We start from the raw sequence: 25501 nt of genomic DNA, 5'->3' as shown, positions 1-25501 counted from the left end.
CCGATGCCCAGGGGAGACGACAGGCCGGCCGCGGCGGTGCAATCCGTCGACCGCGCGCTCGTGGTCCTCGAGATTTTGGCCCAGGCGGGGCAGGCGGGCGTCACCGAAATCGCCGCGGCGCTCGACGTGCACAAATCCACCGCGTCGCGGCTCATCGCGGTGCTCGAGTCGCGGGGCTACGTCGAGCAGGTGTCGGGTCGCGGCAAGTACCGGTTGGGCTTCGCCGTCGCTCGGCTGGCGCGGGCCACCAGCGCGCACCTGGACCTGGGGCGGCTGAGCCAGGACGTGTGCGACGGCCTCTCCGACGAGCTGGGCGAGACGACGAACGTCGCGATCCTCGACGAGAACCGCATCGTCAACGTGGTCGAATCCATCGGGCCGGGGGAGATCACGCTGCGCACCTGGGTCGGCCAGAACTGCCCCGCGCATGCGACGTCGAGCGGCAAGGTGCTGCTGGCCGCCCTGGACGCCGCTGAGGTGCGGGCCCGGCTGGCCGATCGGTTGGCGTCGTTCACGCCGTCGACGATCACGACGGTCGCGGCGCTGCAGACCGAGCTCGCCGAGGTGCGGGAGCGGGGCTGGGCGAGCGTCACCGAGGAACTCGAGGTGGGCCTCAACGCGGTCGCCGCACCGGTGCGCGACGCGAACTCCCAGGTCATCGCCGCGTTGAGCGTTTCGGGACCGTCGTACCGACTCGGCCAGGAGAAGTTCGGGGAGGTCGCCGACCGGACCATCGCCGCCGCCGAGGCGGTCAGCCGGCGGCTGGGCTGGCTCGACCCCGCCGCGGAGTGACACTTCACCGTTTCGTTGTCAACGCCGACGGCGCGTCATCGGGCGGCTTGCATGCCGTTACCGGGAACAAACCCGTAAGCTCGATGAGGTGCAGCGACGAATCATGGGGATCGAGACCGAATTCGGCGTGACCTGCACGTTCCATGGCCACCGTCGGCTCAGTCCGGACGAGGTCGCCCGATATCTGTTCCGGCGGGTGGTGTCGTGGGGCCGCAGTTCGAACGTCTTTCTGCGCAACGGCGCGCGGCTGTATCTCGACGTCGGATCCCACCCGGAGTACGCCACCGCCGAATGCGACAACCTGATCCAACTGGTCACCCATGACCGCGCCGGGGAACGGGTGCTGGAAGACCTGCTCATCGACGCCGAACAGCGGCTGGCCGACGAGGGCATCGGCGGCGACATCTACCTGTTCAAGAACAACACCGACTCCGCCGGGAACTCCTACGGCTGCCACGAGAACTATCTGATCGTGCGTGCCGGTGAGTTCTCGCGCATCTCCGACGTGCTGCTGCCGTTCCTGGTGACGCGCCAGTTGATCTGCGGCGCCGGCAAGGTGCTGCAGACCCCGAAGGCCGCGACCTTCTGCCTGTCCCAGCGCGCCGAGCACATCTGGGAGGGCGTCTCGTCGGCGACCACGCGGTCGCGGCCGATCATCAACACCCGCGACGAACCGCACGCCGACGCCGAGAAGTACCGCCGGCTGCACGTGATCGTCGGCGACTCCAACATGTGCGAGGCGACCACCATGCTCAAGGTGGGCACCGCGTCGTTGGTGCTGGAGATGATCGAGGCCGGGGTGCCGTTCCGTGACTTCTCGCTGGACAACCCGATCCGCGCGATCCGCGAGGTCAGCCACGATCTGACCGGGCGGCGGCCGGTGCGGCTGGCCGGTGGGCGGCAGGCCAGCGCGCTGGACATCCAGCGGGAGTACTACTCGCGTGCGGTGGACTATCTGCAGACGCGGGAGCCCAATTCGCAGATCGAGCAGGTGGTGGACCTGTGGGGCCGCCAGCTCGACGCGGTGGAGAGTCAGGACTTCGCGAAGGTCGACACGGAGATCGACTGGGTGATCAAGCGCAAGCTGTTCCAGCGCTACCAGGACCGCTACAACATGGAACTGTCCGATCCGAAGATCAGCCAGCTCGACCTCGCCTACCACGACATCAAGCGCGGCCGTGGCGTGTTCGACCTGCTGCAGCGCAAGGGTCTGGCGGCACGGATCACCACCGACGAGGAGATCGACGCCGCCGTCGACACGCCGCCGCAGACCACCCGCGCGAAGCTGCGGGGTGAGTTCATCAGCGCCGCACAGGAAGCCGGCCGCGATTTCACGGTCGACTGGGTGCATCTGAAGCTCAATGACCAGGCGCAGCGCACGGTGCTGTGCAAGGACCCGTTCCGCTCGGTCGACGAGCGAGTGAAGCGGCTGATCGCCAGCATGTAGTCCCCGCCCCGCCGCCGAAATTTCGTGCGGTGGGGTCCAGCCGTGCTCAGGTAACATTTGCTGGACGATTCGTAGACGGGTGGCCGAGACGTGTCCCAAGGCAGATGAGGGTGTGATCTTGTCGGCGAAGCACTTGCTGGACGGTTGGACGGCGGCGCTTCGCGCACGGGTTGAGTGGGGGTGGCGATGACTGAGTTGAGAGTCAACACCGGCGAGCTGGCTAACGGGGGAAACGGTCTGGTCAGCGGCGCGCAGGCGATACCGGAGCCGCTGCAGCCGTTCACAACCGGCGGCACCGATGCGTTGTCGCTGGCGCTGGCCGCCCGGACGAATGAAGTCGAACTGCCGCTCATCGAGGGCATGCCGAAGACGAAAGCCGAGGCGCTGGCGACGGCGGAGAACATCATCCGGGCTGCGGCGTTGTATGAGCAGAGCGATCAGCAGATCGCCGATCAGGTGCGCAAGGCGCTGGCCGAGTTGGAAGGCGCGGGCGCGGGTGGTGGCGCGGTCACGGGGGGCGCCGCGGGCGGCGCAATCGGTGCGGGCGCTGGTGGCGCTGGTGGCGCGGACGCCGCCGGCGCGGGTCAGATGAGCCAGATGATGGGCATGCCGATGCAGTTGGCGCAGCAGGCGGCGCAGATCCCGATGCAGCTGGCGGGGATGGCGATGCAGATCCCGCAGGGGATCATGCAGGGCGTCTCGAGCGGGATGCAGCAGGTCGGCCAGATGACCGGCCAGTTCGGCGAGATGGCCGGTGGCGCCAAGGATGAAAAGGCCGATCTCGAGGAGAAGCTGCGGGACGAGGAGGACAAGCCGGCCGAGGAGAAGGAGCCCGAGGGCGCGGCGGCGGGCGAGGCCGCGGGGGAGCGGGCGCCGGAGTACGTCCCGAGGCATGCGGCGCCGGAGACGCCTACGGCCGGGCCCGCGCCGGAACCGGAGCCCGCGGCGCCGAAGCCGGCTCCGACGCGGCCGGCTGATTCGTCGATTGTGTTGTGACCGTGAGTGTTTCTGACGCGAAGGTGCGCATATGAGTTTGCCTCCCCCTCCGAATCCGTACGGCGGGCAGCCGCCTTATGGCGGTCAGCCGCAGTGGGGTGGTCAGCCGCCGCAGGGGGCCGGGGAGGGGCAGTTCAGTGGGCCGCCGCCGTGGGGTCCGCCGCCGCAGCAACCGCAGTGGGGTGGTCCGCCTCCGGGACCGCCGCCGCAGAAGGGCGGTAAGGGGAAGTGGATTCTCGGCGGCGTGATCGTGTTGCTGGTGGTCGCGCTGGCGGTGACGGTGACGATCTTGGTGACGCGGGATGGGTCGAGTGGGAGTTCGCCGACGGAGCCGGGGGATGGGCAGGCGTCGGAGTTCGCGAGTGCCGACGACACCGGGCCGGTCAACATCATCACCGAGGACCCGACGTGTGATGCGTGGGGGCTTATCTCCCGGGAGCTATCAGATACGACCGCTGGGCTCGATTGGGTGAATCGGGACGACTCGGTCCCGGTAACCATGTGGAGCCCCGAACAGCGCCGACAGTTTGAAGGCGCTGGCGCGGCGTTCACCAGCGCCGCGGAAAGAGCACTTAAGTTGGTAAGAAATACTCCCCATCGAGTAATGCGGGAATTGTATCAACAATTTGTCGCGTACAGCACCTCCTTTACCGATTCGCTCCCTAACTATGAGCCAGAGGACAATCGATTCGCAGTCGTAGTTGAAAACCTCGCGTCCGGGCTGTCAACCATTTGTTCCGCCGCTTCGTACGCCGCGGCGTCGGCTTATGCGCCTTTACTTCCAGATCTGCCTCCTCCGTCCGAGGGCTCGCCGCCCGAGCTCGGGGCTGCGTCAACGGTATTCCTTCAGTCGTCTAATCCGTCGTGTGACGAGTGGGAGTCAGCCGCGCTGAAGTTCGCTGACGAGAACGATGAATGGCGACGGGTCGACACTCAGAAGTCAGCCAGTGAGTGGACGCCGGCCGAACGCGCCGCAGTTGAGTCTGCGACCCCGCGCATGTCGGCACTCGCGGATACACTTCAACGGCTTGGCGCCGACAGTGGCGAGCCGGTTTTCGAAGATTTTGCCTTTTTGGCGGCTCAGTACTGGCGAGCGTACGTTGAATCCGTTCCGGCGTACAAAAGCGTCGACAATTACCTCTCAGCCAGCGCGACATATCTAACGAATACCGTATTGGTTGCGTGTGAGGGCGTCGGGTGATCGGGGGAGCGGCGGGGAGGCCGTCGGGGCCGTATGCGGCTGAGATGACTGGTGCGGGTGCGTGGCCGGAAACTGATGAATCTCTCTTCACGAATCGCGCAGCTGATCTGTCGCAGGGCAAGGCGGCGCTCGAAGGCGCGAAGAGCGGGTGGTCCGAAAGTCAGGCCTTGATTTTCAACGGCCCAACTGTGTGGACGGGAACAGCTGCTGGAAAAGCTGATGCGAAAGTGTCGGACCATGGACAACATATGGTCACACACGGCCAGCAGTACGCCGCCGCGATCGACTCGGCACGGCTTGCGGCAGAAGACATCGGCAATACCAAAGACGCGATCCGCAAGAACGTCCGTCTCGCTCAAGGCGAAATTAGTGAGCGAGAGCGGCAAGCCGCTGCCGAAGGGCGGGACGCTATTGGCGAGATTCACTCATATGTCAATGACGAGTACATCAAAAATTTCAACCTAGTTGGCGATATGGCGGAGCGTTGGGGAGGAGACCGCGGAATACCCGAACGGCCTTTCCCCGACGAAACTGACGGAACTCCCGGTGAGGGCGATGGCACAAAGGCCGGTGAAGCGACCGATAGGCCTCTCGCGACCTTTGCTCCGGCCGTCGGCACCGGCAAGACCGAGATTGTCTCCAATGGGAGGGCTCAGCGAGAAACTCCTGCCGTTACGCCGCCTACGCCGGTGGTAAGCAAGACGAGTCAGTTCATACACGGTGCACCAGAGACGCCCGCTCCGCCCGAAGTAGCTTCGGCCCGGGAGCCGAGCGTAGGGGCAAACAGTCAGCCGATTGTTCAAGCGTCAGCGCCACCGCACAGGCCTGCTCCCTCGAGCGGAATTCCGCCCCGAGCGCATCCGTCGGCAGGCGCAGGCACACCGCCGTCAACTGCAATTTCGAATCCATCGCTGCCCGGCGGTGCTAACGCTCCGTCGACGTCCCCTGCGGGCATCGCGGGATCAAGCGGAGGGGGGGTAGCGTCCGGCAGTAGCAGCGGAGGATCGCCGGACAGCGGATCGTGGCACGGTTCGCCCTCAGACGGAGCGTCCTCCGTGAGCGATCACCCAAGCGTCGACCCATCTAAAGGTGCGTCGGGTCCGTCGTCAGGCTCCGGTGGTCAGCCGCAGTATCAGCCCCCGACGCTCGCTGACACTTTGTCGAACTTCAACCCGCCGACTCAACCCGCATCGGCGCCGATCGCAGCGCCCGCGGCGCCAGCCGACGTCCCGCCACCGGCGGCCTCGGCTGCTCCGTCCAACCCGATGACCAGCAGTGCCGCGCACACGCCGGTCGCGCCCGTCGCCCCTCCGCCAGCCACTGCCGGCGGTATGCCGATGTCCGGCGGACCGGCGATGCCACCGCCGCCGATGCCGTTGGGTCCGCCGCCAACCCCGTCGCCCGCCGCTCCGGTCGTGCCTGCGTCTGCGGCGCCGCCTCCGGTCGCCGCTCCGCCCTCGAGCGCTGGCTCGGTAGTGGGCGCTCCGGCTCCGGTACCGGTTTCGGCGGCGCGTGCAGAGCGCGACGCCATCGCGGGCTCGATGCGTCGGCAGTCGGCGGGTGATCCCGTGCAGCTCGCTCGTCGCGTTGCTGCCGCGCTGAATGCCGTCGAGTCAATGGATTTCGGCTTCTTCTGGGCGACAGGTGTCACCAAGGACGGCACCATCCTCGTGGCCAACAGCTACGGCATCGGCTATGTCCCCGAGGGCGTGAAGCTGCCCGACAGCGTGAAGATGGTCAGTGCTGACGAGTCGATCCCCGTCGAAGAGCGCGCCAAGTGGGCGACCTTCCCGATGCTGGCGTTGCATGGCTGGGCCCAGCACCACGACATGCCCTTGCGCGCCGTGGTCGCCACAGCCGAACAGTTCGACGGCTTCGACCCGGGCGCGGCCCGTGTCATCCTCAACCCCGATGACATCCCGGAGCGCGGCGACATGGCCGGCCGGTCACGTCTGGAGATCATCGCTCCGGGAGCTGCGCGCCAACTGGACTCCGTCGCCGACGCGATGCTCGTCGACCTGCTGCCGCCTGCCCCCGCGGATACCACTCCGCCAGTGGACAATTCGATGATGCTGTGGTTCGACGTGATGAAGCCGTTGATGAGCACCGCGGCGGATCGGGGCGCAGCCCACCTCGAAGCGATGGTGGCTTACGCCAACCACGCCCAGGAATTGGCCCTACACAAAGCCCAGACGGCGGCGGATGCCGAGACGCAGCGGGCGGCCATCGCCGATTGGGTCTATTGGCAGCACATCAGTGTGGTGAGCAGCGACGCCATCGTCGTCAAGCAATAGCCGAAGGATCCGGCGGAAAATTCAAAAAACTGAGCGGGCCAAGCGATCTGGGGAGCGTCATTGAGTTCGTATCTGCCGAATCCTGATAGCGGGCAGCCGCAGTGGGGTGGTCGGCCACCGCAAGGTGCTGGGGAGGGGCAGTTCACTGGGCCGCCGCCGTGGGGTCCGCCGCCGCAGCAACCGCAGTGGGATGGTCCGCCGCCGGGGCCTCCGCCGCAGAAGGGCGGCAAGGGGAAGTGGGTCCTCGGTGGGGTGATCGTGTTGCTGGTGGTCGCGTTGTCGGTGACGGTGACGATCTTGGTGACGCGGGATGGGTCGAGCGGGAGTTCGCCGACGGAGCCGGGGGATGGGCAGGCGTCCGAGTTCGCGAGCGCCAACGACATTGGGCCGGTCAACATCATCACCGAGGACCCGACGTGTGATGCGTGGGGGAATGTGGCGCGAGAACTCGGGCGAGTAATCGAACACTCCGGCTGGGAAAGGCGAGACAAGAGCATCCCAGCCACCGACTGGAACACCGAGATACGCGGCACGTACGACGCTATGGGGAAGGCGCTCACATCTGCGGCGGACGATGCTGTGAAACTTAGTTTCCAAACGCCTCATCGAGTGATGCGTGAACTGTATGAGCAGTTCGCTGCTTACGCGAAGTCTTTCAGCGCAAGTATCCCGCGATACAACAGCGCTGACGATAGCTTGTCTACGGTCGTCACGGAATCCGGAAACTCGGTCAGCAATATTTGTGGTGCGATCAACAGCCAAAGCGCCTCCGCTGTCGAACCGCTGCTAAAGCAATCGGAACGGCCGACCGCTGTCGCGCCAGCGAAGCTCAACGCGAATGAACAATTCATGCGGACCCCGAATTCCGTATGCGCGGAGTGGGAGCATGCGGCAATGAAGTTTGATGCGGATACGGCAGAATGGCGAGCGCTGAACCCGAATATCGATGCGAGCGATTGGTCTCCTAAGGAGCGGACGATCAATGAAAATGCCATTCCGGTGATGAATAAAAACGCAGAGAACCTGGAGGCTTTGGGGCGCCACAGCGGAAACTCGGTCCTTGAGGACTTCGCAGTACTGGCATCGCAGTACCGGCGAGGCTTCGCCCAAGGTATTCCCTCGTACACGGTTTCTGACAACTACCTTGCCGAGACTGCGTCGAATTTAGTCAAGACGGTGAGCTTCGCTTGCGAAGCCTCACACTGATGTCCGGCAGCCTGCGCTGTTGAGTCGAACAGACCGGCGCGTGGCGGGGGATTGACGGACAGTGTCTCAGGCCGAGGCTGCGCGACGACTCCAACCTGCTGTGGAGTGCAAGCCAGACTTGAGAAGGCCACCGCTCACCGCTGTTCAACGGGGCGAGGTCGGATAGTCCTCGCAGGTCCTTCGTGATGATTCAAGAACAATTGCGGGTGGCCGTTGCCGACTGGGTGTACTGGGCAGCACATCAGCGTCATGAGCAGCGACGCCATCGTCGTCAAGCAGTAGCTGTGCGTCGAGTTCTACACCAGGGTCGCAGAACCGACGCCCAGACGACCCTGAGGTAGAACTCGACGCGAGCTGCGGCTGAAGACTCTGCGACTTCTGCCTTGCGTGCCGGACCTACACCAGGGCTGTGATCCGCGGCTCCGGGACTCGATTCACGACCCTGATGTAGGTCCGGGGCCTAGCGTCGCGGGAGCAACTCCCTTACCCGCCCCCGCTGGCGAACCGAACCGCGAGACGGAACTGGCGCAGGCGCGCTCTCGTACTTCCGCTGCGCAGCTTCAGTCTCGCGAAACCGCGACAACCCCGCGCCGAGCAGGAACCGCCGCGTCGCCGAGCCTGACCCACCCCCCGACGCCCTAAGCTCGTACAAGTGGCGACCTCCAAAGTCGAACGGCTGATGAACCTGGTCATCGCGCTGCTCTCGACGCGCACCTTCATCACCGCCGAGCGCATCCGGCAGGTCGTCGCCGGCTACGCCGACAGCCCCACCGACGAAGCGTTCTCCCGCATGTTCGAACGCGACAAGAACGAACTGCGCGACCTCGGCATCCCGCTCGAGACCGGCCGCGTCTCCCAGTTCGATCCCACCGAGGGCTACCGCATCAACCGCGACGCCTACGCCCTGCCCGCCGTCGAACTCACCGCCGACGAGGCCGCCGCCGTCGCCGTCGCCACCCAACTCTGGGAGTCACCCGAACTCATCACCGCCACCCAGGGCGCCCTGCTCAAACTCCGCGCCGCCGGCGTCGACGTCGACCCCGCCGAAAGCGTCGCGATCTCCACCGCCACCCTGCCCGGCGTGCGCGGCTCCGAGGAAGTCCTCCGCAGCCTCCTCCGGGCCATCGACGACGGCTACGCCGTCCGGTTCGGCCACCGCCCCGCCCGCTCCGAGCCCTACACCACCCGCACCGTCGAACCGTGGGGCGTCGTCACCCACCGCGGCCGCTGGTACCTCGTCGGCCACGACCGCGACCGCGACGCCACCCGCACCTTCCGCCTGTCCCGCATCGCCGACGACGTCACCACCGTCGGCCCGCCCGGCGCCGTCCACAAACCCGACGACATCGACCTGCGCGACGTCGTCCGCCGCGCCGTCGCCGAATGGCCCACCGGCACCAAGGCCCGCGTCTGGGTCGCCGACGGCCGCGCCACCGCCCTGCGCCGCCAAGCCACTGTCGAAGGCCCGATGACCCTCGGCGGCCGCCCCGGCGAGGTCATCACCCTCGAGATCGGCATGTTCGACCAACTGGCCCGCGAGGTCGCCAGCTACGGCGCCGACGCCGTCGCCCTCGAACCGCAGTCCCTGCGCGACGACGTCGTCGCCCGCCTCACAGCGCAGGCCACCGCATGAGCGCCGTCTCCACCCGGCTGGTCCGGCTGCTCAACATGGTCCCGTACTTCCAGGCCAACCCGCGGATCACCTACACCGAAGCCGCCTCCGACCTCGGCGTCACCGTCAAACAGCTGCAGGATGACCTCAACCAGCTGTGGATGTGCGGGCTGCCCGGCTACGGCCCCGGCGACCTCATCGATTTCGAGTTCTCCGGCGACACCATCGAGGTCACCTTCTCCGCAGGCATCGACCACCCGCTGCGCCTGACGTCACCCGAGGCCACCGGCGTGCTCGTCGCCCTGCGCGCCCTCGTCGACGTGCCCGGCATGGTCGACCCCGAAGCCGCCCGCAGCGCCATCGCCAAGATCGAGCAGGCCGCCGGCGCCGCGGGCCACGACCTCGGCGACACCGTGACCGCCGTCGACGAACCCGCCCCGTCCGAGACCGAGGCCGCCGCCGCCGTCCGCACCGCGGTGCGCGACGCCCGCGCCCTGATGATCGAGTACTACTCTGCCTCCCACGACGCGCTGACCAGCCGCATCGTCGACCCCATCCGCGTGGTCCTGGTCGCCGACCACACCTACCTCGAGGCGTGGTGCCGCTCGGCCGAGGGCGTGCGGCTGTTCCGCTTCGACCGCATCGTCGACGCCCGCGTCCTCGACGAACCCGCCGCCCCGCCGCCGCCCGCGGTCCAGGCCGGCCCCGACACCTCGCTGTTCGACGCCGACCCCGCGCTGCCCGCGGCCACCCTGCTCATCGACCGCTCCGCGTCGTGGATGTTCGACTACTACCCGCTGCGCGACGTGCGGGAGCTGGACGACGGCGCCTGCGAGGCCACCATGACCTACGCCTCCGACGCCTGGATGGCCCGCTTCGTCCTCGGCTTCGGCTCCGCGGTCCGGGTGCTGGAACCGCAGGCCCTGGCCGACAAAGTGCGCGAATCCGCCGCCGCGGCGCTTCTCGCCTACGAGAACGACGACATCGCCGGGTAGACTCGGCGACGACTTCGAGGAGGTGCACATTGGGCGGTCTACAACCCTGGCACTGGGTAATCGTCATTGCGGTGTTCGTGCTGCTGTTCGGCGCCAAGAAACTGCCGGATGCTGCGCGTTCGCTCGGCAAGTCCATGCGGATCTTCAAATCGGAGATCAAGGAGATGCAGGCGGAGGGCAAAGACAATCCGTCCGCCACGCCCATCGCGTCCGAGCGCGTCGACACCGCCAACCCGACGGCCGAGCACACCGACAAACGGTCGGCCTGACCCCACGCTCTCTGTCCCACGCGGCCTGACGCCGCGTCGTCAGGCGGCGTCCGTCGGCGGCCCCTAGGCAGCAACCACACGTGCAAACCCCCGGTTTCATCAAGAGACTCAACCCGCGTCAACGCCGCGCCCGAGTCAACCCCGACGGCACCATGTCGTTGGTCGAGCACCTTCACGAACTGCGTAACCGCCTGCTCATCGCGGCCGCAGCCGTCGTGCTGACGACCATCCTCGGGTTCTTCTGGTACAGCCACGGCATCTTCGGCTTCCACAGCCTGGGCGAATGGCTGCGCGGCCCGTACTGCGCGCTGCCCGACTACGCGCGCGCGTCGATCACCGACGACGGGCAGTGCCGCCTACTGGCCACCGCACCGTTCGACCAGTTCATGCTGCGGTTGAAGGTCGCGCTGATGGCTGGCATCGTGCTGGCCTGCCCGGTGTGGCTCTATCAGATGTGGGCGTTCATCACCCCGGGCCTCTACCGCAACGAACGCCGGTTCGCGATGGCGTTCGTGACCTTCGGCGCGGTGCTGTTCATCAGCGGCGCCGTCCTGGCGTACGTCGTGCTCGCCAAGGCGTTGAGCTTCCTGCTGACCGTCGGCAGCGACGTCCAGGTCACCGCGCTGTCCGGCGACCAGTACTTCGGCTTCCTGATCAACCTGCTGCTGGTGTTCGGGTTCAGCTTCGAGTTCCCGCTGCTGATCGTGATGCTGAACTTCATCGGCATGCTGCCCTACGAACGTCTCAAGGCGTGGCGACGTGGCCTGATCTTCGCGCTGTTCGTGTTCGCGGCCTTCTTCACCCCCGGCTCCGACCCGTTCTCGATGCTCGCGCTGGCGTGCGCGCTGACCGTGCTGCTCGAATTCGCGATCCAGATCGGCCGCATCCACGACAAGCGCAAAGCCAAGCGGGAGGCGGCCGAGACCGTTCCCGAGGACGAAGCCGCGCCGATCGGCGACGTCGAACCCATCGAACCGCCGAGCGCGGTGTCGACACCGTCGCGCACCATTCATGACGAATCCACCTGAGACGCAACTCGCCGCCTTCGCGGCGGGGATGCCGTTCGCGCTCGACCCGTTCCAGATCCGCGCGTGCGAAGCGCTGGAGACCGGCCACGGCGTCCTGGTCTGCGCACCCACCGGCGCCGGTAAGACCGTCGTCGGCGAGTTCGCCGTCCATCTGGCGCTGGCCGCGGGCGGCAAGTGCTTCTACACCACGCCCATCAAGGCGCTCAGTAATCAGAAGCACGCCGACCTGGTCCGCCGGTACGGGGCGGACAAGATCGGGTTGCTCACCGGTGACCAGTCCATCAACGGTGACGCCGACATCGTCGTGATGACCACCGAAGTGCTGCGCAACATGCTGTACGCGAATTCACCCGCGTTGCACGGGCTCTCGTACGTGGTGATGGACGAGGTGCATTTCCTGGCCGACCGGATGCGCGGCGCGGTGTGGGAAGAGGTCATCCTGCACCTGCCCGACGAGGTGCGGCTGGTCAGCCTGTCGGCGACGGTGAGCAACGCCGAGGAGTTCGGCGGCTGGATCCAGACCGTCCGCGGCGACACGACCGTGGTGGTCGACGAGCACCGACCGGTGCCGCTGTGGCAGCATGTGCTGGTCGGCAAACGGCTGTTCGATCTGTTCGACTACCGGGCGCAGAACCCGTCGCGCCGCAGCGGCAAGGAACTCGTCGTCGACCCGGAACTGCTGCGCCACATCACCCACCGCCGCGAAGCCGACCGGCTGGCCGATTGGCAGCCCCGCGGCCGGGGCCGCAACACCCACCGCAGCCGCCCGACCATCTATCGCCCGCCCGCCCGGCCCGACGTGATCGCCGCGCTGGACCGCGAGGGTCTGCTGCCCGCCATCACGTTCGTGTTCTCCCGCGCCGGCTGCGACGCCGCGGTCAAACAATGCCTGCGCTCCCCGCTGCGACTGACGTCCTACGAGGAACGCAAACAGATCGCCGAGATCATCGACCGGCGCTGCGCCGACCTCGCCGAGGACGACCTGATCGTGCTCGACTACCACGAGTGGCGCGAGGGCCTGCTGCGCGGTCTGGCCGCCCACCACGCCGGCATGCTGCCGGTCTTCCGCCACACCGTCGAGGAACTGTTCACCGCGGGCCTCGTCAAAGCCGTGTTCGCCACCGAGACACTGGCGTTGGGCATCAACATGCCCGCCCGCACCGTGGTGCTCGAGAAGCTCGTCAAGTTCAACGGCGAGCAGCACATGCCGCTGACGCCGGGGGAGTACACCCAGCTGACCGGCCGGGCCGGCCGCCGGGGTATCGACGTCGAGGGCCACGCCGTCGTGCTGTGGACCCCCGATGTGGAGCCGGTCGAGGTGGCCGGCCTTGCATCGACACGCACGTTCCCGCTGCGCAGTTCGTTCGCACCGTCGTACAACATGACCATCAACCTTGTCTCCCAGATGGGGCCTGCGCAGGCCCGTCAACTGCTCGAGCAGTCGTTCGCCCAGTACCAGGCCGACCGCTCGGTGGTGGGGTTGCGCCGCGGTGTCGAACGCGGCGAACGCATGCTCGACGGGATCGCCGCCGAACTCGGCGGCCGGGACGCGCCGGTCCTCGACTACGTGCGGCTGCGGGCGAAGATCTCCGAACGCGAACGCGCGCAATCGCGTTCGTCGCGCCTGCAGCGCCGTGCGGCGGCCAACGACGCGCTCAGCGCATTGCGCCGCGGCGACATCATCACGATCACCAACGGCCGGCGCGGCGGATTGGCGGTCGTCCTCGAATCCGCCCGCGACTCCGAGGACCCCCGGCCGCTGGTGCTGACCGAACACCGCTGGGCCGGCCGCATCTCGTCGGCCGACTACAGCGGCGCGACCCCGCGCGTCGGCACCATGACGCTGCCCAAACGCGTCGAGCACCGCAATCCGCGGGTGCGCCGCGACCTGGCCTCGGCGCTGCTGTCGGCGGCCGCCGGGCTGGTCATGCCGGAGGCGCGCGGGAAGCGCAAGGGCGCCCAGCACGACGACGACATCGATCCGGAGCTCATTTCGCTGCGCGAAACGATGCGCCGCCACCCCGCACACCATCTGCCCGACCGCGAGGACAAGGTGCGCATCGCCGAGCGGTACCTGCGCATCGAACGGGACAACGCGCAGATCCAGAAGAAGGTCGCCGCGGCCACCAACTCGTTGGCCCGCACCTTCGACCGCATCGTCGTGCTGCTCGGCGAGCGCGGATTCATCGACACCACCGGTGACGATCCGAAGGTCACCGACGACGGCAGGCTGCTGGCCCGCATCTACAGCGAGAGCGATCTGCTGGTCGCCGAATGCCTGCGCGCCGGCACCTGGGAGGGGCTCGACGCCGCCGAGCTGGCCGCGGTGCTGTCGTCGGTGCTGTTCGAATCGCGTGGCGACACGCCCGGTCTGCCATCGGGTTACGAGGCGCCGACGGGCAAGGTGCGCCGTGCGCTCAACCAGACCCGCCGGCTGTCGGCCGAGCTGCGCTCCGACGAGCAACGCCACCGGCTGAGCCCCGGCCGGGAGCCCGACGAGGGTTTCGTCACCGCGATCTACCGGTGGGCGACGACCGGGGACCTGACCACCGCGCTGGCCGCTTCGGACTACTCCGGGGGCGGGTCCCCGCTGTCCGCAGGTGATTTCGTGCGGTGGTGCAGGCAGGTGCTCGACCTGCTCGACCAGGTCCGCAACGCCGCGCCGACCCCCGCCTTGCGCACCAGCGCGAAACGCGCAATCAACGACATTCGACGCGGCGTCGTGGCAGTTGATGCGGGGTAGTGTGTGTGGCCAGCGAGACGAGCGAGGATCAAGGAGAGACGATGAGCGGACCGCAGGGACCTGATCCGAACCAGCCGTGGACCGGTCAGCAGCCGGACGCGGGCCAGGATCAGTCGGCCGGCGACCCGTCGAACACCCAGTGGCAGTCGCCCGGACAGGGCGGTGAACAGGGCACCACCGAGACCCCGCAGTGGCAGCAGCCGCCGGCGTACACGCCGCAGCAGTATCCGCAGTACCAGCAGCCGACCGGCCAACAGCCGCAGTACCAGCCGTACCCGCCGACCGAGCAGTACGGGCAGCCCCAGTACGGCCAACCCCAGTACGGTCAGCCGCAATACGGCCAGCCGCAGTACGGTCAGCAACCCCAGTACGGTCAGCCGGGGCAGTTCGGCCAGCAACCCCAATATGGGCAGCCCGGCCAGCCGGGTCAGTTCGGCCAGCAGACCGGTCAGTACGGGCAGTTCCCGCCGCCCGGTGGCGAAGACGGCTCCAAGCGCTCGATGGCCGTGATCGGCGGCGTCATCGGCGCTCTCGTCCTGGTGGTCGTTGCCGTGGTGCTCGTACTCGGATTCTGGAAGCCCGGCTTCTTCGTGACGACGAAGCTCGACGTCAACGCCGCCCAGTCCGGTGTGCAGCAGATCCTCACCGACGAGTCGAACGGCTACGGCGCCAAGAACGTCCGCGACGTCACGTGCAACAACGGGGAGAGCCCCGAGGTCAAGAAGGGCGCCACGTTCGACTGCGAGGTCAGCATCGACGGCACGAAACGTGAAGTGACCGTGACCTTCCAGGACGACGACGGCACCTACGAGGTCGGCCGCCCCCGCTAGTCTTCCGCTAGTCGAGGGAGTCGAGCGCCTTCTGCAGTCGGCCGACCGACGAGGTGACGCCGAGGTCGCCCGCCAACTGGGCGACCTTGCGGGGATGCACTGCGGCCAGCGGTAACTCGTCGGTCGAAGTCGACATGCTGATCGGGGCGTCGGTCGCGACGCGGACGACGGGTTCGGCGGCCTCGATGTAGTTGGCGGCGGCGAGCACCTTCTTGCGGTAGGCCTTCGACATCTTCGACTTCGGATCCTGGGCCGCGGCGACGATCGCCTCCAGCGAGCCGAACTGCGCCAGCAGCGACGCCGCGGTCTTCTCCCCGACCCCGGGGACCCCGGGCAGTCCGTCGGAGGGGTCGCCGCGCATCAGCGCCAGTTCGGCGTAGGCGGCGCCGGCCCGGTCGCGCGGCACCGCGTACTGGTCGGCGACCTCGGCGGGGCCGAACAGCGTCGCCTTGCTCATCCCGCGACCGAGGTAGAGCACCCGCACCTCGACGGGTTCGTCGCGCACCACCTGCAGCATGTCCCGGTCACCGCTGACCACGATGACCCGGTCGCGTTTCTCGGCGGCGGCGAGCGTGCCGAGTACGTCGTCGGCCTCGTAGCCGGGCGCCCCGGCGTGCGGGATGCCGAACGCGTCGAGCATCGCCATGATCATGTCGACCTGCGGGGTGAGCTCGTCGGGCACTTCCTCGACATCGGTTCCGGCGGGCTGTGGTTCGGCGACGCGATGCGCCTTGTAGGACGGGATGAGGTCGACGCGCCACTGCGGCCGCCAGTCGTCGTCGCGGCACACCACCAGCCGCGACGGCCGCTCGCGGTCGATGAGCATCGCGACTGTGTCCAGGAAGCCGCGTACGGCGTTGACGGGTCGGCCGTCGGGCGCGGTGATCGACGACGGCAGCGCGAAGTAGGAGCGGAACCACATGCTCGCACCGTCGAGCAACAGCAGTGGGCCGCTCACCGGTGGCTCGCGAACACGTAAGAGGCGCTGGTGATCGGCCGGTCGTCGTTTCCCTCGTCGTGCAACAGGATTCGCACCGCGACGGCGCCGTCGGCGCCCGACACGGCCTCGGCGTCCGCGCGGAACGGTCCGGTCTTGCCGCGGGCCATGAACATCACGTGCGACGACGTGCCCTGCAACCGGTCGGTGCCTGCCACCTCGGCCGCGGCGTCGGCGGCCGCGGTCTCACAGATGACGAACTGCGGTCCGATGTGCAGCGCCGCGTCCGGGGACGCCACCTCCATCGACAGCTCGGGAAGCGCCCAATGCCCGTCGGGGCGCCGGTGGCCGCCGAACACCTGCCACAGTGGCGGCAGGTCGGGGGAGTCCACGACGTCGATTGCGTCGACCTCCATCTTCTGCAGACCCTCCGGTGGGGTGCCGATGCTGACGCCCTGACCCTCGATCAGCGCCAGCACGCGGTCGGGGTGGTCGGCGTCGACGATCCTGGCCCGGCTGTACCCCATCTGCCTGCCGCGTCGGAGCTGCTCGGAAACCACCTCGATGCGCCGCACATCGCGGCCGGGGTCCACCAGCTGACACGAGTGCACGACGGGATTCGGCACCGCCTCGAGGTCAGACATATGGCCGCTTTCCGGAGCCGCGATCCCCAACACCGACAACAGGAGTCCGCCGGTCGGGTTTCGCATGTCGCTGCGTAGCGTCACGGTGTCGTCGACGGCACGCGGGTCCATCGAGGAGTACAGGCGGCCGATGTAGCGGTAGCTCAACAGTCCACCCCAGCGCCGCCGCAGTTCGTCGGCATAGGCCTCGTGGTCGTCGATCAGGTCGCGGATATCTCGGAGCATCGCCTAGAACAGTAGCCTTGAAGTCATGACCGGCAGCCGATTCGACACCGATGTCTATGCCCGACGACTCTCAGCCGCCGCTGCCGCGGCCGGTGACGCCGGCCTGGCCGGCCTCGTCATCACCCCCGGCTACGACCTGCGGTACCTGGTGGGTTCGCGCGCGCAGACCTTCGAACGGTTGACTGCGCTAGTGCTCCCGGCGGACGGGGAGCCGACCGTGGTGGTGCCGCGGCTGGAGTTGGCGGCGCTCAAGGAGTCCGCGATCCCCGAACTCGGTGTCGCGGTGCGGGACTGGGTGGACGGCGACGATCCGTACGCGCTGGTCGCCCAGGCGCTCGGCGGTGCGCCGGTGCGCACCGCGGTGACCGACTCGATGCCCGCGCTGCATCTGCTGCCGCTGGCCGGGGTGCTCGGCGAGGTGCCGGTGCTCGCCACCGATGTGCTGCGCCGGTTGCGGATGCTCAAGGACGCCGCGGAGATCGACGCACTACGCAAGGCCGGTGCGGCCATCGACCGCGTGCACGCCCGGGTGCCAGAATTCCTCGTCCCCGGCCGCACCGAGGCCGACGTCGCCGCCGACATCGCCGAAGCCATTGTGGCCGAGGGGCATTCGGAGGTGGCGTTCATCATCGTCGGCTCCGGCCCGCACGGCGCCGATCCGCACCACGAATGCTCTGACCGCGAACTGCGCGCCGGGGACATCGTCGTCGTCGACATCGGCGGTCCGTACGCCCCCGGGTACAACTCCGACTGCACCCGCACCTACAGCATCGGCGAACCCGACCCCGAGGTGGCGCGCCGCTACGCCGTGCTCCAACGGGCCCAGCAGGCCGCCGTCGAGGCGGTGCGGCCCGGTGCCACCGCCGAGCAGATCGACGCCGCCGCGCGCGACGTGCTGGCCGCCGAGGGCCTCGCCGAGGCGTTCGTGCACCGCACCGGCCACGGCATCGGGCTGTCGGTGCACGAGGAGCCCTACATCGTCGCCGGGAACACCCTGCCGCTGGAGCCGGGGATGGCGTTCAGCGTCGAACCGGGCGTCTACTTCCCGGGGCAGTGGGGTGCGCGGATCGAGGACATCGTGGTGGTCACCGCCGACGGCGTCGAATCGGTGAACCATCAGCCGCACGACCTGGTCGTGGTGCCTGCGGGCCCGCCCGCCACCGCGTGACCAGACACAGATTCGCGTGATCGGGCCGCGAATCACCCGATTCTGTGTCTGCTCGCGCAGAAGATCAGTCGCCGGAGCGGTCCAGCAGGTGCGAGGAGCCGAGCACCCGCTCGACGCGCACCTCGATCACCACCCGCTCGGGGTTGACCCGCGGGGTGCGATACCGCTGTGCGTAGCGCAGTTCGGCGTCGCGGACGGCGTCGGGGTCGGAGTTCACCGTCGACTTGCCCTCCAGCGACAACCACCGGGCGCCGTCGACCTGGCTGAGCACCGCGACGCCGCGCTGGTCGGCGTTGACCGCCTTCTGCGAGCCGCCGGAAGTGATGACCCGGGCGATGTGGGTCTTCGGGTCGAACGTGAATCCCACCGCCACCACGTGCGGCGAGTTGTCCGAGCGCAGAGTGGTCAGCATCGCGAGGTGACGCTCGGTGAGGAACGCCAGCGCATCGCTGGTCAGCCGGGTGGTCGCCTTGCGGCCCGATGTAGCCACAAGGCCCACGCTAGCGCAGGAGATACTGACTGCCGTGAAGGACACGGATAGCGGTGCGGTGGTGATCTTCGGCGGTCGCAGTGAGATCGGCGTCGAGGTGGGGAAGCGGCTGGCCAAGGGCGCGACCGTGGTGCTGGCCGCACGCCGCGCCGATCAGCTCGACCAGGAGGTCGCCGCCGTGCGGTCGGCAGGTGCGGCGGCGGTGCACACCGTCGAGTTCGACGCCGACGACCTGGCCTCGCATACGCCGCTGGTGGAGAGGCTGGTCGCCGACCACGGGCCGATCGGTATCGCGGTCGTGGCGTTCGGCGTCCTCGGCGACCAGGCCCGCGCCGAACGCGACCCGGCGCACGCCGCGGCGATCGTGCACACCGACTACGTCGCCCAGGTCAGCCTCCTGACGGTGCTCGCGGCAGCGATGCGCTCTGCCGGTCGCGGGTCGTTGGTCGTGTTCTCCTCGATCGCCGGGGCCCGGGTGCGCCGCGCCAACTACGTCTACGGGTCGGCCAAGGCCGGGCTCGAGGGGTTCGCCAATGGGCTGGCCGACGCGCTGCACGGGTCGGGCGTTCACCTGCTGCTCGTGCGGCCGGGCTTCGTGATCGGGCGGATGACCGAGGGGATGGAGCCGGCGCCGATGTCGAGCACGCCGGCTCAGGTGGCCGACGCGACGGTGCGCGCGCTCGCCGCGGGTAAGCGCGCGGTGTGGATCCCACGCCCGCTGGGCGCAGCGGCGGTGGTGATGCGGCTGCTGCCGCGGGTGGTGTGGCGCAGGATGCCGCGGTGACGATCGTCGTGGTCGGTATCGGCGCCGACGGCCTTTCGGGGTTGGCGCCCCGATCCGCCGACGAATTACGCTGCGCCACCATAATTTACGGGTCGCCCCGGCAACTCGACCTGCTCGACGACACCGTGCGTGCCGACCGCCGGGAGTGGCCGTCACCGCTGTTGCCTGCGCTGCAGGCCATCGACGACACCGACCGCGACGTGCACATTGTGGCCAGCGGCGACCCGATGCTGCACGGCATCGGCGGTACCGCGGTGCGCGTGTTCGGCCCCGACCGGGTCACCGTGCTGCCGCACGTCTCGTCGGTGACCCTGGCGTGCGCGCGCCTCGGCTGGGCGGTCCAGGACACCGAGGTGATCAGCCTGGTGACGGCGCCCGCGCACACCGCGGTGCGCCGCGGCGGCCGCGCCGTCGTGCTGTCCCGCGACGAGACCACCCCGGCGACCCTGGCCCGGCTCCTCACCGACACCGGCCGCGGGGACTCCGCATTCACGGTGCTCGAACAACTCGGCGGACCGGCTGAACGCAGAAGCAGCCGCACCGCCCGCGAATGGGCGGCCGAACCGCCCGAGGACGTCGACCCGCTCAACGTCGTCGCCGTCGACTACCGCCCTGACGAGCGCCAACTCCAGGTGCTGCCCGACGACGCGTACGCCCACGACGGTCAACTCACCAAACAGTCGATGCGGGCGGTCACACTCGCCGCGCTGGCCCCGCGCCCGGGCGCACGGCTGTGGGACGTGGGCGGCGGCTCGGGCAGCATCGCGATCGAATGGTGCCGCAGCGGACGAGGTCTGCGCGCGGTCACTTTCGAACGGGACGAGGCGCGCCGGGCCCGGATCGCCGCCAACGCCGTCGCGCACGGCGTGGACGTCGACGTGCGCGGCGCGGCACCGAACGAATTCGGCGGTGCGCCCGCCCCTTCGGCGGTGTTCATCGGCGGCGGGGTGACCGTGGCCGGAGTGCTGGAAGGGTGCTTCGAGGCGCTCCCGTCCGGTGGCAGGCTCGTGGCGAACGCCGTCACCGCGGAGTCCGAAGCGATTCTCACGCAGTGGTATTCGACGATGGGTGGAGAGTTGCGGCGTTATCAGCACTACCGCGGTGAACCGGTGGGGACGTTCACCGGGTGGCGGCCCGCGATGCCGGTGACCCAGTGGGTGGTGGTGAAGCCGTGACCGTCTACTTCATCGGCGCCGGACCGGGGGCGGCCGACCTGATCACGGTGCGGGGCCAACGGCTGCTCAACCGCTGCCCGGTGTGCCTCTACGCCGGGTCGATCATGCCCGAGGACCTGCTCGCGCTGTGCCCGCCGGACGCCCGCATCGTCGACACCGGTCCGCTGACCCTCGACCAGATCGTCGACGAACTCGCCCGTGCGCATGCCGCCGGTCAGGACGTCGCGCGGCTGCACTCCGGTGACCCGTCGATCTACAGCGCGCTGGCCGAACAGACCCGCCGCCTCGACGCCCTCGGCATCGACTACGAGGTGGTGCCCGGGGTGCCCGCCTTCGCCGCCGCCGCGGCCGCACTGGGTAACGAACTCACCGTCCCCGGCGTCTCGCAATCGGTCACCCTGAGCCGGGTCGCCACCTTGTCGACGGCGATGCCGCCGGGGGAGGACCTGCGCACGCTGTCCGCCTCCGGCGCCACGCTGGTGCTGCACCTGGCCGCCGCGCAGGTCGACAACATCGTGCCCGAACTGCTCGCCGGTGGCTACCGCCCCGAAACACCCTGTGCCGTCGTGGCATTCGCGAGCTGGCCGGAGGAGATCGTGCTGCGCGGCACGCTCGCCGACATCGCCGCGCAGATGCACGACGCCGCCGTCACCCGCACCGCGGTGATCGTCGTCGGCGACGTGCTGGCCGCGGGCGGCGCCGAGAGCTACCTGTACTCGGCGGGACGTGTACGGCGCGGACGGCCCTGATGCGGATCCTGTTGCTGGGGGGCACCGGCGAGGCGCGGGCACTGGCGCGCGCACTGCACCCCGGCGTCGAGGTGATCAGTTCCCTGGCCGGACGGGTGCCCGACCCCGCGCTGCCGGTGGGGCAGGTCCGCATCGGCGGTTTCGGCGGCGTCGACGGACTGTGCCGTTGGCTGACCGAGAACCCCGTCGACGCGGTCGTCGACGCGACGCACCCGTTCGCCGCGACCATCACCGCCAACGCCGCCTCGGCGTGCGCACAACTGGGGATACCGCATCTGGTGCTGGCCCGGCCCGCGTGGGATCCCGGCGACGCGATCGTCGTCCACTCGGACCGCGACGCCGCCGAAACCGTTGCCCGACAGGGATTTCGACGGGTGTTCCTCACCACCGGCCGCACCGGCGTCGCGGCCTTCCGGAACAGCGACGCCTGGTTCCTCATTCGCGCGGTCACCCCACCCGACGGGGAGGCGCTCCCGAAAAACCACGAGCTGCTGCTCTCCCGCGGGCCGTACCGCTACGGCGACGAAGTCGCCGTCCTGTGCGAACACCGCATCGACGCGCTGGTCACCAAGAACAGCGGTGGTGACATGACCCGGCCCAAACTCGACGCCGCTGTGACGCTGGGCGTCCCGGTGGTCATGGTGGACCGGCCCGCGCTCCCGCCCGGGGTGCGCACCGTGACATCCGTCGAGGATGCGGTCGCGTGGCTCAGGCGCCGATGAGGTCGAGGGTGCCCAGCTCGCGGATCGCCTGACATCCCCTGGCGGCCATCACCAGCATCATCTCGTCGCCGCGTTCGGTCGATGAGGCGAACGCGCAGCCGAGCACGGTGATCAGCGGCGCCTGCAGCATGCCCAACCGGTAATCCCGCCAACAGGTTTCGGCGTCGTATCCGGTGACACCGTGGCTGAGCAGCCGCTGATGGTAAGCCTCGACGAGGTCGCGTTCGGCGGCGGCGCGGGTCTCGGGTTGCAGGCTGGTCGCGGTGAAGTACGACAGGTCGCGGGCGGGCAGGCCGGAACCCAGCGTCTGCCAGTCCACCACCGTGATGCGGCTGCGGTCGGGATCGAACAGCATGTTGTCGAGCCGATAGTCGCCGTGCAGCACCGCGAACCGGTCGGGTTCGGCGAGCAGCCACGGCGTCACCACCGACATCGCCGCGCTCATGGTGTCGCGGTCCTCGGGACGCATCCGGTCGCCGAGGCGGTCGAGCGTGATCCCCGCCGCCATCGTCGCCACCTCGCCGAAACCCTGCGCCGAGGCCGGTTCCGGCTTGGGCATCGCGATGCCGGGGAAGTCCGCCCACTGCGGATCGCACCACGTCGGGCCGTGCAGATCGGCCAGCGCCTCGACCGCCAGCCGGGCCTCCTCGGCGCTGCACCCGGCGATCTGATCACCCTGCACCGCGGGCGCCATATCGCCGAGCAGGAGCACGAAATCGACTCCCTCACCGGCGATCTCGCAGTGGTAGCAGGGCGGGATCGGGATCCGCACCTGCGTGGCCAAGCTGGTGTAGAACGCGTGCTCGGAGCGGTAGCCGATGGCCACGCGGTCGCGCACGGTGTCGTCCTGGGCGGGCAGCTTGATCGCGAATGACGACGGCAGGTCGGGTCGCGGGTCGGCATAGCGGACCGTCACCCGGTAGGTAGCCCCGGTCTGACCGGTGCCGATCGGTTGGGTGTCGACGGCGGCGACATCGACCGGAACGCCGTCGCGGGCCAGTGCGGTGCCGAGCCATTCCGGCGTCACATCGGTGGGCTTACCGGGGATGAGGGCCTGCACGGCACCGCCTTTCGTCACGCTGTGACGCGTGACACTATCACCCGGGGTAGTAACGCGGGGTGAACACGCGATCGCCGCCGTCGCCGGTGTACCACTGGGTCTGCGACGAGCCCACGATGAGCAGGCAGCGCATGTCGACCTCGGCGGGGTCCAGATCGGCCAACCGCACCACGCGGACCTCCTCGCGCGGACCCGCGACGTCGCGGCCGATCACCACGGGCGTGCCCGGATCACGGTGTGCCAGCAGCAGATCGCGCATCTTGCCGACCTGCCAGGTGCGGGTCTTGGACGCCGGGTTGTAGATTGCCAGCACCAGATCCGCCGCAGCGGCCGCGGACAGGCGGGACTCGATGATCTCCCACGGTTTGAGCCTGTCGGACAGCGAGATCACCGCGTAGTCGTGGCCCAGCGGCGCGCCGATGCGGCTGGCGACGGCCTGGGCCGCCGTCATCGCCGGGATCACCCGCACCTCGACACCGGGCCACTGTTTGGCCTCCTCGAGCACCGCGGTCGCCATCGCGAACACCCCCGGGTCACCCGAGGACACCACCGCGACTGCGCGGCCCTGTTCGGCGAGCGTGCAGGCCAGCCGGGCGCGGGCCGGTTCGTCGGTGTTGTCGCTGGGATGGCGCTGCTGACCGTCGCGCATTGCGACCCGGTCGAGGTAGGGGCCGTAGCCGATCAGGTCGGTGGCCGCGGCCAGCTCACGCCGGCTCTGCGGCGTCATCCACTCCGCCGCACCCGGGCCCAGCCCCACGACGGTGACGCTGCCCGCCGTCGTCCGGCGGCGTCTGCCGCCCGGGATCATCGCCAGCGAGAAGTACGGCACCTTGTCGTCGCCTGCGACGTCGGCCGCCGACAGCGTCCGCTGGTCGGCGGTGCTCGCGCGTTCGACGTAGAACGCCTCGTCGAGGCGGCCCGTCGCCGCGAGCGCCGCCCGCACGGCGGGGTAGGATCGGCCCAGCTTGAGGACGACGGCGGCGTCGGTGTCGGCCAGCCTGCGTTCGAGTTCGGCGGCGGGCAGTGTGCCCGGCAGGATCGTCAGCACCTCTTCGCCCTGGACCAGCGGGGTGGAGATGGCCGCCGACGCCGCGCTCACCGACGTCACGCCGGGCACGATCTCGGCGTCGAACCGTTCGGTGAGGCGGGTGTGCATGTGCATGTAGGAGCTGTAGAACAGCGGATCGCCCTCGGCGAGCAGCGCGACGTCGCGGCCCGCGTCGAGGTGGGCGGCGATGCGGTCGGCGGCTTCCCGGTAGAAGTCCTCCATCGCGCCGGCATAGCCGCCTGGGTGCTCGGTGACCTCGGTGGTCACCGGGTAGACCAGGTGCTCCTCGATCTGCCCCCCGCGCAGGTAGGGCTCGGCGATGCGGCGCGCGATGCTGCGGCCGTGCCGGGCGCTGTGGTAGGCCACCACGTCGGCCTGCCCGATGACCCGGGCGGCCTTGACGGTCACGAGTTCGGGGTCGCCGGGGCCAAGGCCGACGCCATAGAGCGTGCCGCGCGTCATTCGCGTTCGCTCGCAATCGCATTCACCGCGGCCGCCGCCATGGCGCTGCCGCCGCGTCTACCGGTCACGACCAGATACGACATCCCGCGAGGTCTGGCGATGAGTTCCTCCTTGGACTGCGCCGAGCCGACGAAACCGACCGGGCCGCCGAGGACCGCGGCAGGAACCGGCGCGCCGTCGTCGATGAGCTCGAGCAGCCGGAACAGCGCGGTCGGCGCGTTCCCGATCGCGAGCACCGCACCGCCGAGGCGGCCGGCCCACAGATCGACCGCCGCTGCCGACCGGGTGAACCCCATCCGCGCGGCGAGTTCAGGGGCGCGTGGATCGGCGACCAGCGACACCACCTCGTTGTCGGCGGGCAGCCGGGACCGGGTGATGCCCGCCGCGACCATCGATGAGTCGCACAGCACCGGGGCGCCCGCGGCGAGCGCGCCCTGCGCCCGCACGACGACGTCGTCGCTGAACGCCACGTGGTCGGTCACGTCGATCTGACCGCACGTGTGGATCAGCCGGACCACCACCCGCGCCACGTCGTCGGGGAAACGTGCGAGATCCGCCTCCGCGCGGATCGTCGCGAACGACTGCCGGTAGATCTCGGCGGCGTCGCGGATGTAGTCGAGCACG

The 25501-nt window shown here is 69.0% G+C and carries 24 protein-coding genes; 17 read left to right on the top strand and 7 right to left on the bottom strand.

The window, feature by feature from the left end; genetic code table 11:
• Positions 1 to 3: 3 nt before the first annotated feature.
• The 4 genes from AU194_RS29550 to AU194_RS31550 all read left to right on the top strand — a co-directional run bounded on the left by AU194_RS29550 (position 4) and on the right by AU194_RS31550 (position 4436).
• On the top strand, positions 4 to 792 hold the full coding sequence (locus tag AU194_RS29550) for an IclR family transcriptional regulator (RefSeq protein ID WP_059092788.1): 789 nt from the start codon (positions 4 to 6) through the stop codon (positions 790 to 792).
• A gap of 88 nt (positions 793 to 880) precedes the next feature.
• Entirely contained in the window at positions 881 to 2239 is a 1359-nt protein-coding gene (pafA, locus tag AU194_RS29545) for a Pup--protein ligase (protein ID WP_157576591.1), read from the top strand.
• Between the two features lie 186 nt (positions 2240 to 2425).
• Complete coding sequence (locus AU194_RS29540) at positions 2426 to 3235, top strand: hypothetical protein (protein ID WP_231743627.1); 810 nt, start codon at positions 2426 to 2428, stop codon at positions 3233 to 3235.
• A 244-nt stretch (positions 3236 to 3479) separates the two neighbouring features.
• Positions 3480 to 4436, top strand: coding sequence for a hypothetical protein (locus AU194_RS31550; RefSeq protein ID WP_231743626.1), 957 nt, complete (start codon positions 3480 to 3482; stop codon positions 4434 to 4436).
• A 1180-nt stretch (positions 4437 to 5616) separates the two neighbouring features.
• Here AU194_RS31550 and AU194_RS32800 read toward each other — a convergent pair.
• A complete protein-coding gene (locus AU194_RS32800; protein WP_231743625.1) occupies positions 5617 to 5967 on the bottom strand; it encodes a hypothetical protein in 351 nt (116 codons plus the stop codon).
• Between the two features lie 37 nt (positions 5968 to 6004).
• Between AU194_RS32800 and AU194_RS32795 the strand changes: the two genes are divergently transcribed.
• From AU194_RS32795 to AU194_RS29505, 8 genes are all read left to right on the top strand, one after another.
• The gene (locus AU194_RS32795) at positions 6005 to 6730 is read left to right on the top strand and encodes a secretion protein EccK (protein WP_231743624.1); all 726 of its coding nucleotides are present in this window, start codon (positions 6005 to 6007) and stop codon (positions 6728 to 6730) included.
• Positions 6731 to 6790: 60 nt separating this feature from the next.
• A complete protein-coding gene (locus AU194_RS32060; RefSeq protein ID WP_157576590.1) occupies positions 6791 to 7936 on the top strand; it encodes a hypothetical protein in 1146 nt (381 codons plus the stop codon).
• Between the two features lie 652 nt (positions 7937 to 8588).
• A complete protein-coding gene (locus tag AU194_RS29530) occupies positions 8589 to 9569 on the top strand; it encodes a YafY family protein (RefSeq protein ID WP_059092786.1) in 981 nt (326 codons plus the stop codon).
• The gene (locus AU194_RS29525) at positions 9566 to 10543 is read left to right on the top strand and encodes a YafY family protein (protein WP_059092785.1); all 978 of its coding nucleotides are present in this window, start codon (positions 9566 to 9568) and stop codon (positions 10541 to 10543) included. Before AU194_RS29530 ends, AU194_RS29525 begins: the two co-directional genes overlap by 4 nt.
• 29 nt (positions 10544 to 10572) lie before the next feature.
• Positions 10573 to 10812: a Sec-independent protein translocase subunit TatA gene (gene tatA, locus AU194_RS29520; protein WP_059092784.1), complete on the top strand. Its 240-nt coding sequence runs from the start codon at positions 10573 to 10575 to the stop codon at positions 10810 to 10812.
• An 80-nt stretch (positions 10813 to 10892) separates the two neighbouring features.
• A complete protein-coding gene (tatC, locus tag AU194_RS29515) occupies positions 10893 to 11840 on the top strand; it encodes a twin-arginine translocase subunit TatC (RefSeq protein WP_059092783.1) in 948 nt (315 codons plus the stop codon).
• Entirely contained in the window at positions 11824 to 14583 is a 2760-nt protein-coding gene (locus AU194_RS29510) for an RNA helicase (RefSeq protein ID WP_059092782.1), read from the top strand. Before tatC ends, AU194_RS29510 begins: the two co-directional genes overlap by 17 nt.
• Before the next feature lie 41 nt (positions 14584 to 14624).
• On the top strand, positions 14625 to 15413 hold the full coding sequence (locus tag AU194_RS29505) for a DUF4333 domain-containing protein (protein WP_059092831.1): 789 nt from the start codon (positions 14625 to 14627) through the stop codon (positions 15411 to 15413).
• A 7-nt stretch (positions 15414 to 15420) separates the two neighbouring features.
• On the opposite strand, the gene AU194_RS29500 is transcribed toward AU194_RS29505, so the two are convergent.
• Complete coding sequence (locus tag AU194_RS29500) at positions 15421 to 16371, bottom strand: 5'-3' exonuclease (protein ID WP_059092781.1); 951 nt, start codon at positions 16369 to 16371, stop codon at positions 15421 to 15423.
• Positions 16368 to 17219 carry a hypothetical protein gene (locus AU194_RS29495; protein ID WP_059092780.1) on the bottom strand — a complete coding sequence of 284 codons (852 nt, stop codon included), beginning with the start codon at positions 17217 to 17219 and terminating at the stop codon, positions 16368 to 16370. Before AU194_RS29495 ends, AU194_RS29500 begins: the two co-directional genes overlap by 4 nt.
• Before the next feature lie 25 nt (positions 17220 to 17244).
• Here AU194_RS29495 and AU194_RS29490 point away from each other — a divergent pair, with 25 nt between their 5' ends.
• Complete coding sequence (locus AU194_RS29490; RefSeq protein WP_059092779.1) at positions 17245 to 18387, top strand: Xaa-Pro peptidase family protein; 1143 nt, start codon at positions 17245 to 17247, stop codon at positions 18385 to 18387.
• A gap of 64 nt (positions 18388 to 18451) precedes the next feature.
• Here the strand turns inward: AU194_RS29490 and AU194_RS29485 are convergent, their stop codons facing one another.
• On the bottom strand, positions 18452 to 18877 hold the full coding sequence (locus tag AU194_RS29485; RefSeq protein WP_059092778.1) for a F420-dependent biliverdin reductase: 426 nt from the start codon (positions 18875 to 18877) through the stop codon (positions 18452 to 18454).
• 34 nt (positions 18878 to 18911) lie between these two features.
• Here AU194_RS29485 and AU194_RS29480 point away from each other — a divergent pair, with 34 nt between their 5' ends.
• Genes AU194_RS29480 through AU194_RS29465 form a run of 4 tightly spaced genes read left to right on the top strand, consistent with a single transcriptional unit; the run spans position 18912 to position 22307 of the window.
• Positions 18912 to 19661, top strand: a complete 750-nt coding sequence (locus AU194_RS29480; protein WP_059092777.1) for an SDR family NAD(P)-dependent oxidoreductase — start codon at positions 18912 to 18914, stop codon at positions 19659 to 19661.
• Complete coding sequence (gene cbiE, locus AU194_RS29475) at positions 19640 to 20836, top strand: precorrin-6y C5,15-methyltransferase (decarboxylating) subunit CbiE (protein WP_369804253.1); 1197 nt, start codon at positions 19640 to 19642, stop codon at positions 20834 to 20836. Before AU194_RS29480 ends, cbiE begins: the two co-directional genes overlap by 22 nt.
• Positions 20833 to 21585 carry a precorrin-4 C(11)-methyltransferase gene (cobM, locus tag AU194_RS29470; protein ID WP_059092829.1) on the top strand — a complete coding sequence of 251 codons (753 nt, stop codon included), beginning with the start codon at positions 20833 to 20835 and terminating at the stop codon, positions 21583 to 21585. Before cbiE ends, cobM begins: the two co-directional genes overlap by 4 nt.
• Positions 21585 to 22307, top strand: coding sequence for a cobalt-precorrin-6A reductase (locus tag AU194_RS29465; RefSeq protein WP_059092776.1), 723 nt, complete (start codon positions 21585 to 21587; stop codon positions 22305 to 22307). The genes cobM and AU194_RS29465 overlap by 1 nt, the downstream gene beginning before the upstream one ends.
• Here AU194_RS29465 and AU194_RS29460 read toward each other — a convergent pair.
• The 3 genes from AU194_RS29460 to AU194_RS29450 are packed head-to-tail and all read right to left on the bottom strand — an operon-like array spanning position 22294 to position 25500.
• Positions 22294 to 23367: a phosphotransferase family protein gene (locus tag AU194_RS29460; protein ID WP_059092775.1), complete on the bottom strand. Its 1074-nt coding sequence runs from the start codon at positions 23365 to 23367 to the stop codon at positions 22294 to 22296. The two genes, AU194_RS29465 and AU194_RS29460, sit on opposite strands and share 14 nt — an antisense overlap.
• Before the next feature lie 37 nt (positions 23368 to 23404).
• The gene (locus AU194_RS29455; RefSeq protein ID WP_059092774.1) at positions 23405 to 24877 is read right to left on the bottom strand and encodes a precorrin-2 C(20)-methyltransferase; all 1473 of its coding nucleotides are present in this window, start codon (positions 24875 to 24877) and stop codon (positions 23405 to 23407) included.
• Entirely contained in the window at positions 24874 to 25500 is a 627-nt protein-coding gene (locus AU194_RS29450; protein WP_059092828.1) for a precorrin-8X methylmutase, read from the bottom strand. Before AU194_RS29450 ends, AU194_RS29455 begins: the two co-directional genes overlap by 4 nt.
• Between the last annotated feature and the right edge of the window lies 1 nt (position 25501).

It is taken from the genome of Mycobacterium sp. GA-2829 (assembly GCF_001499965.1).
Classification (GTDB): domain Bacteria; phylum Actinomycetota; class Actinomycetes; order Mycobacteriales; family Mycobacteriaceae; genus Mycobacterium.
The sequence above is the reverse complement of the archived record's forward strand: the minus strand, read 5'-3'. Positions and strand labels throughout refer to the sequence as shown.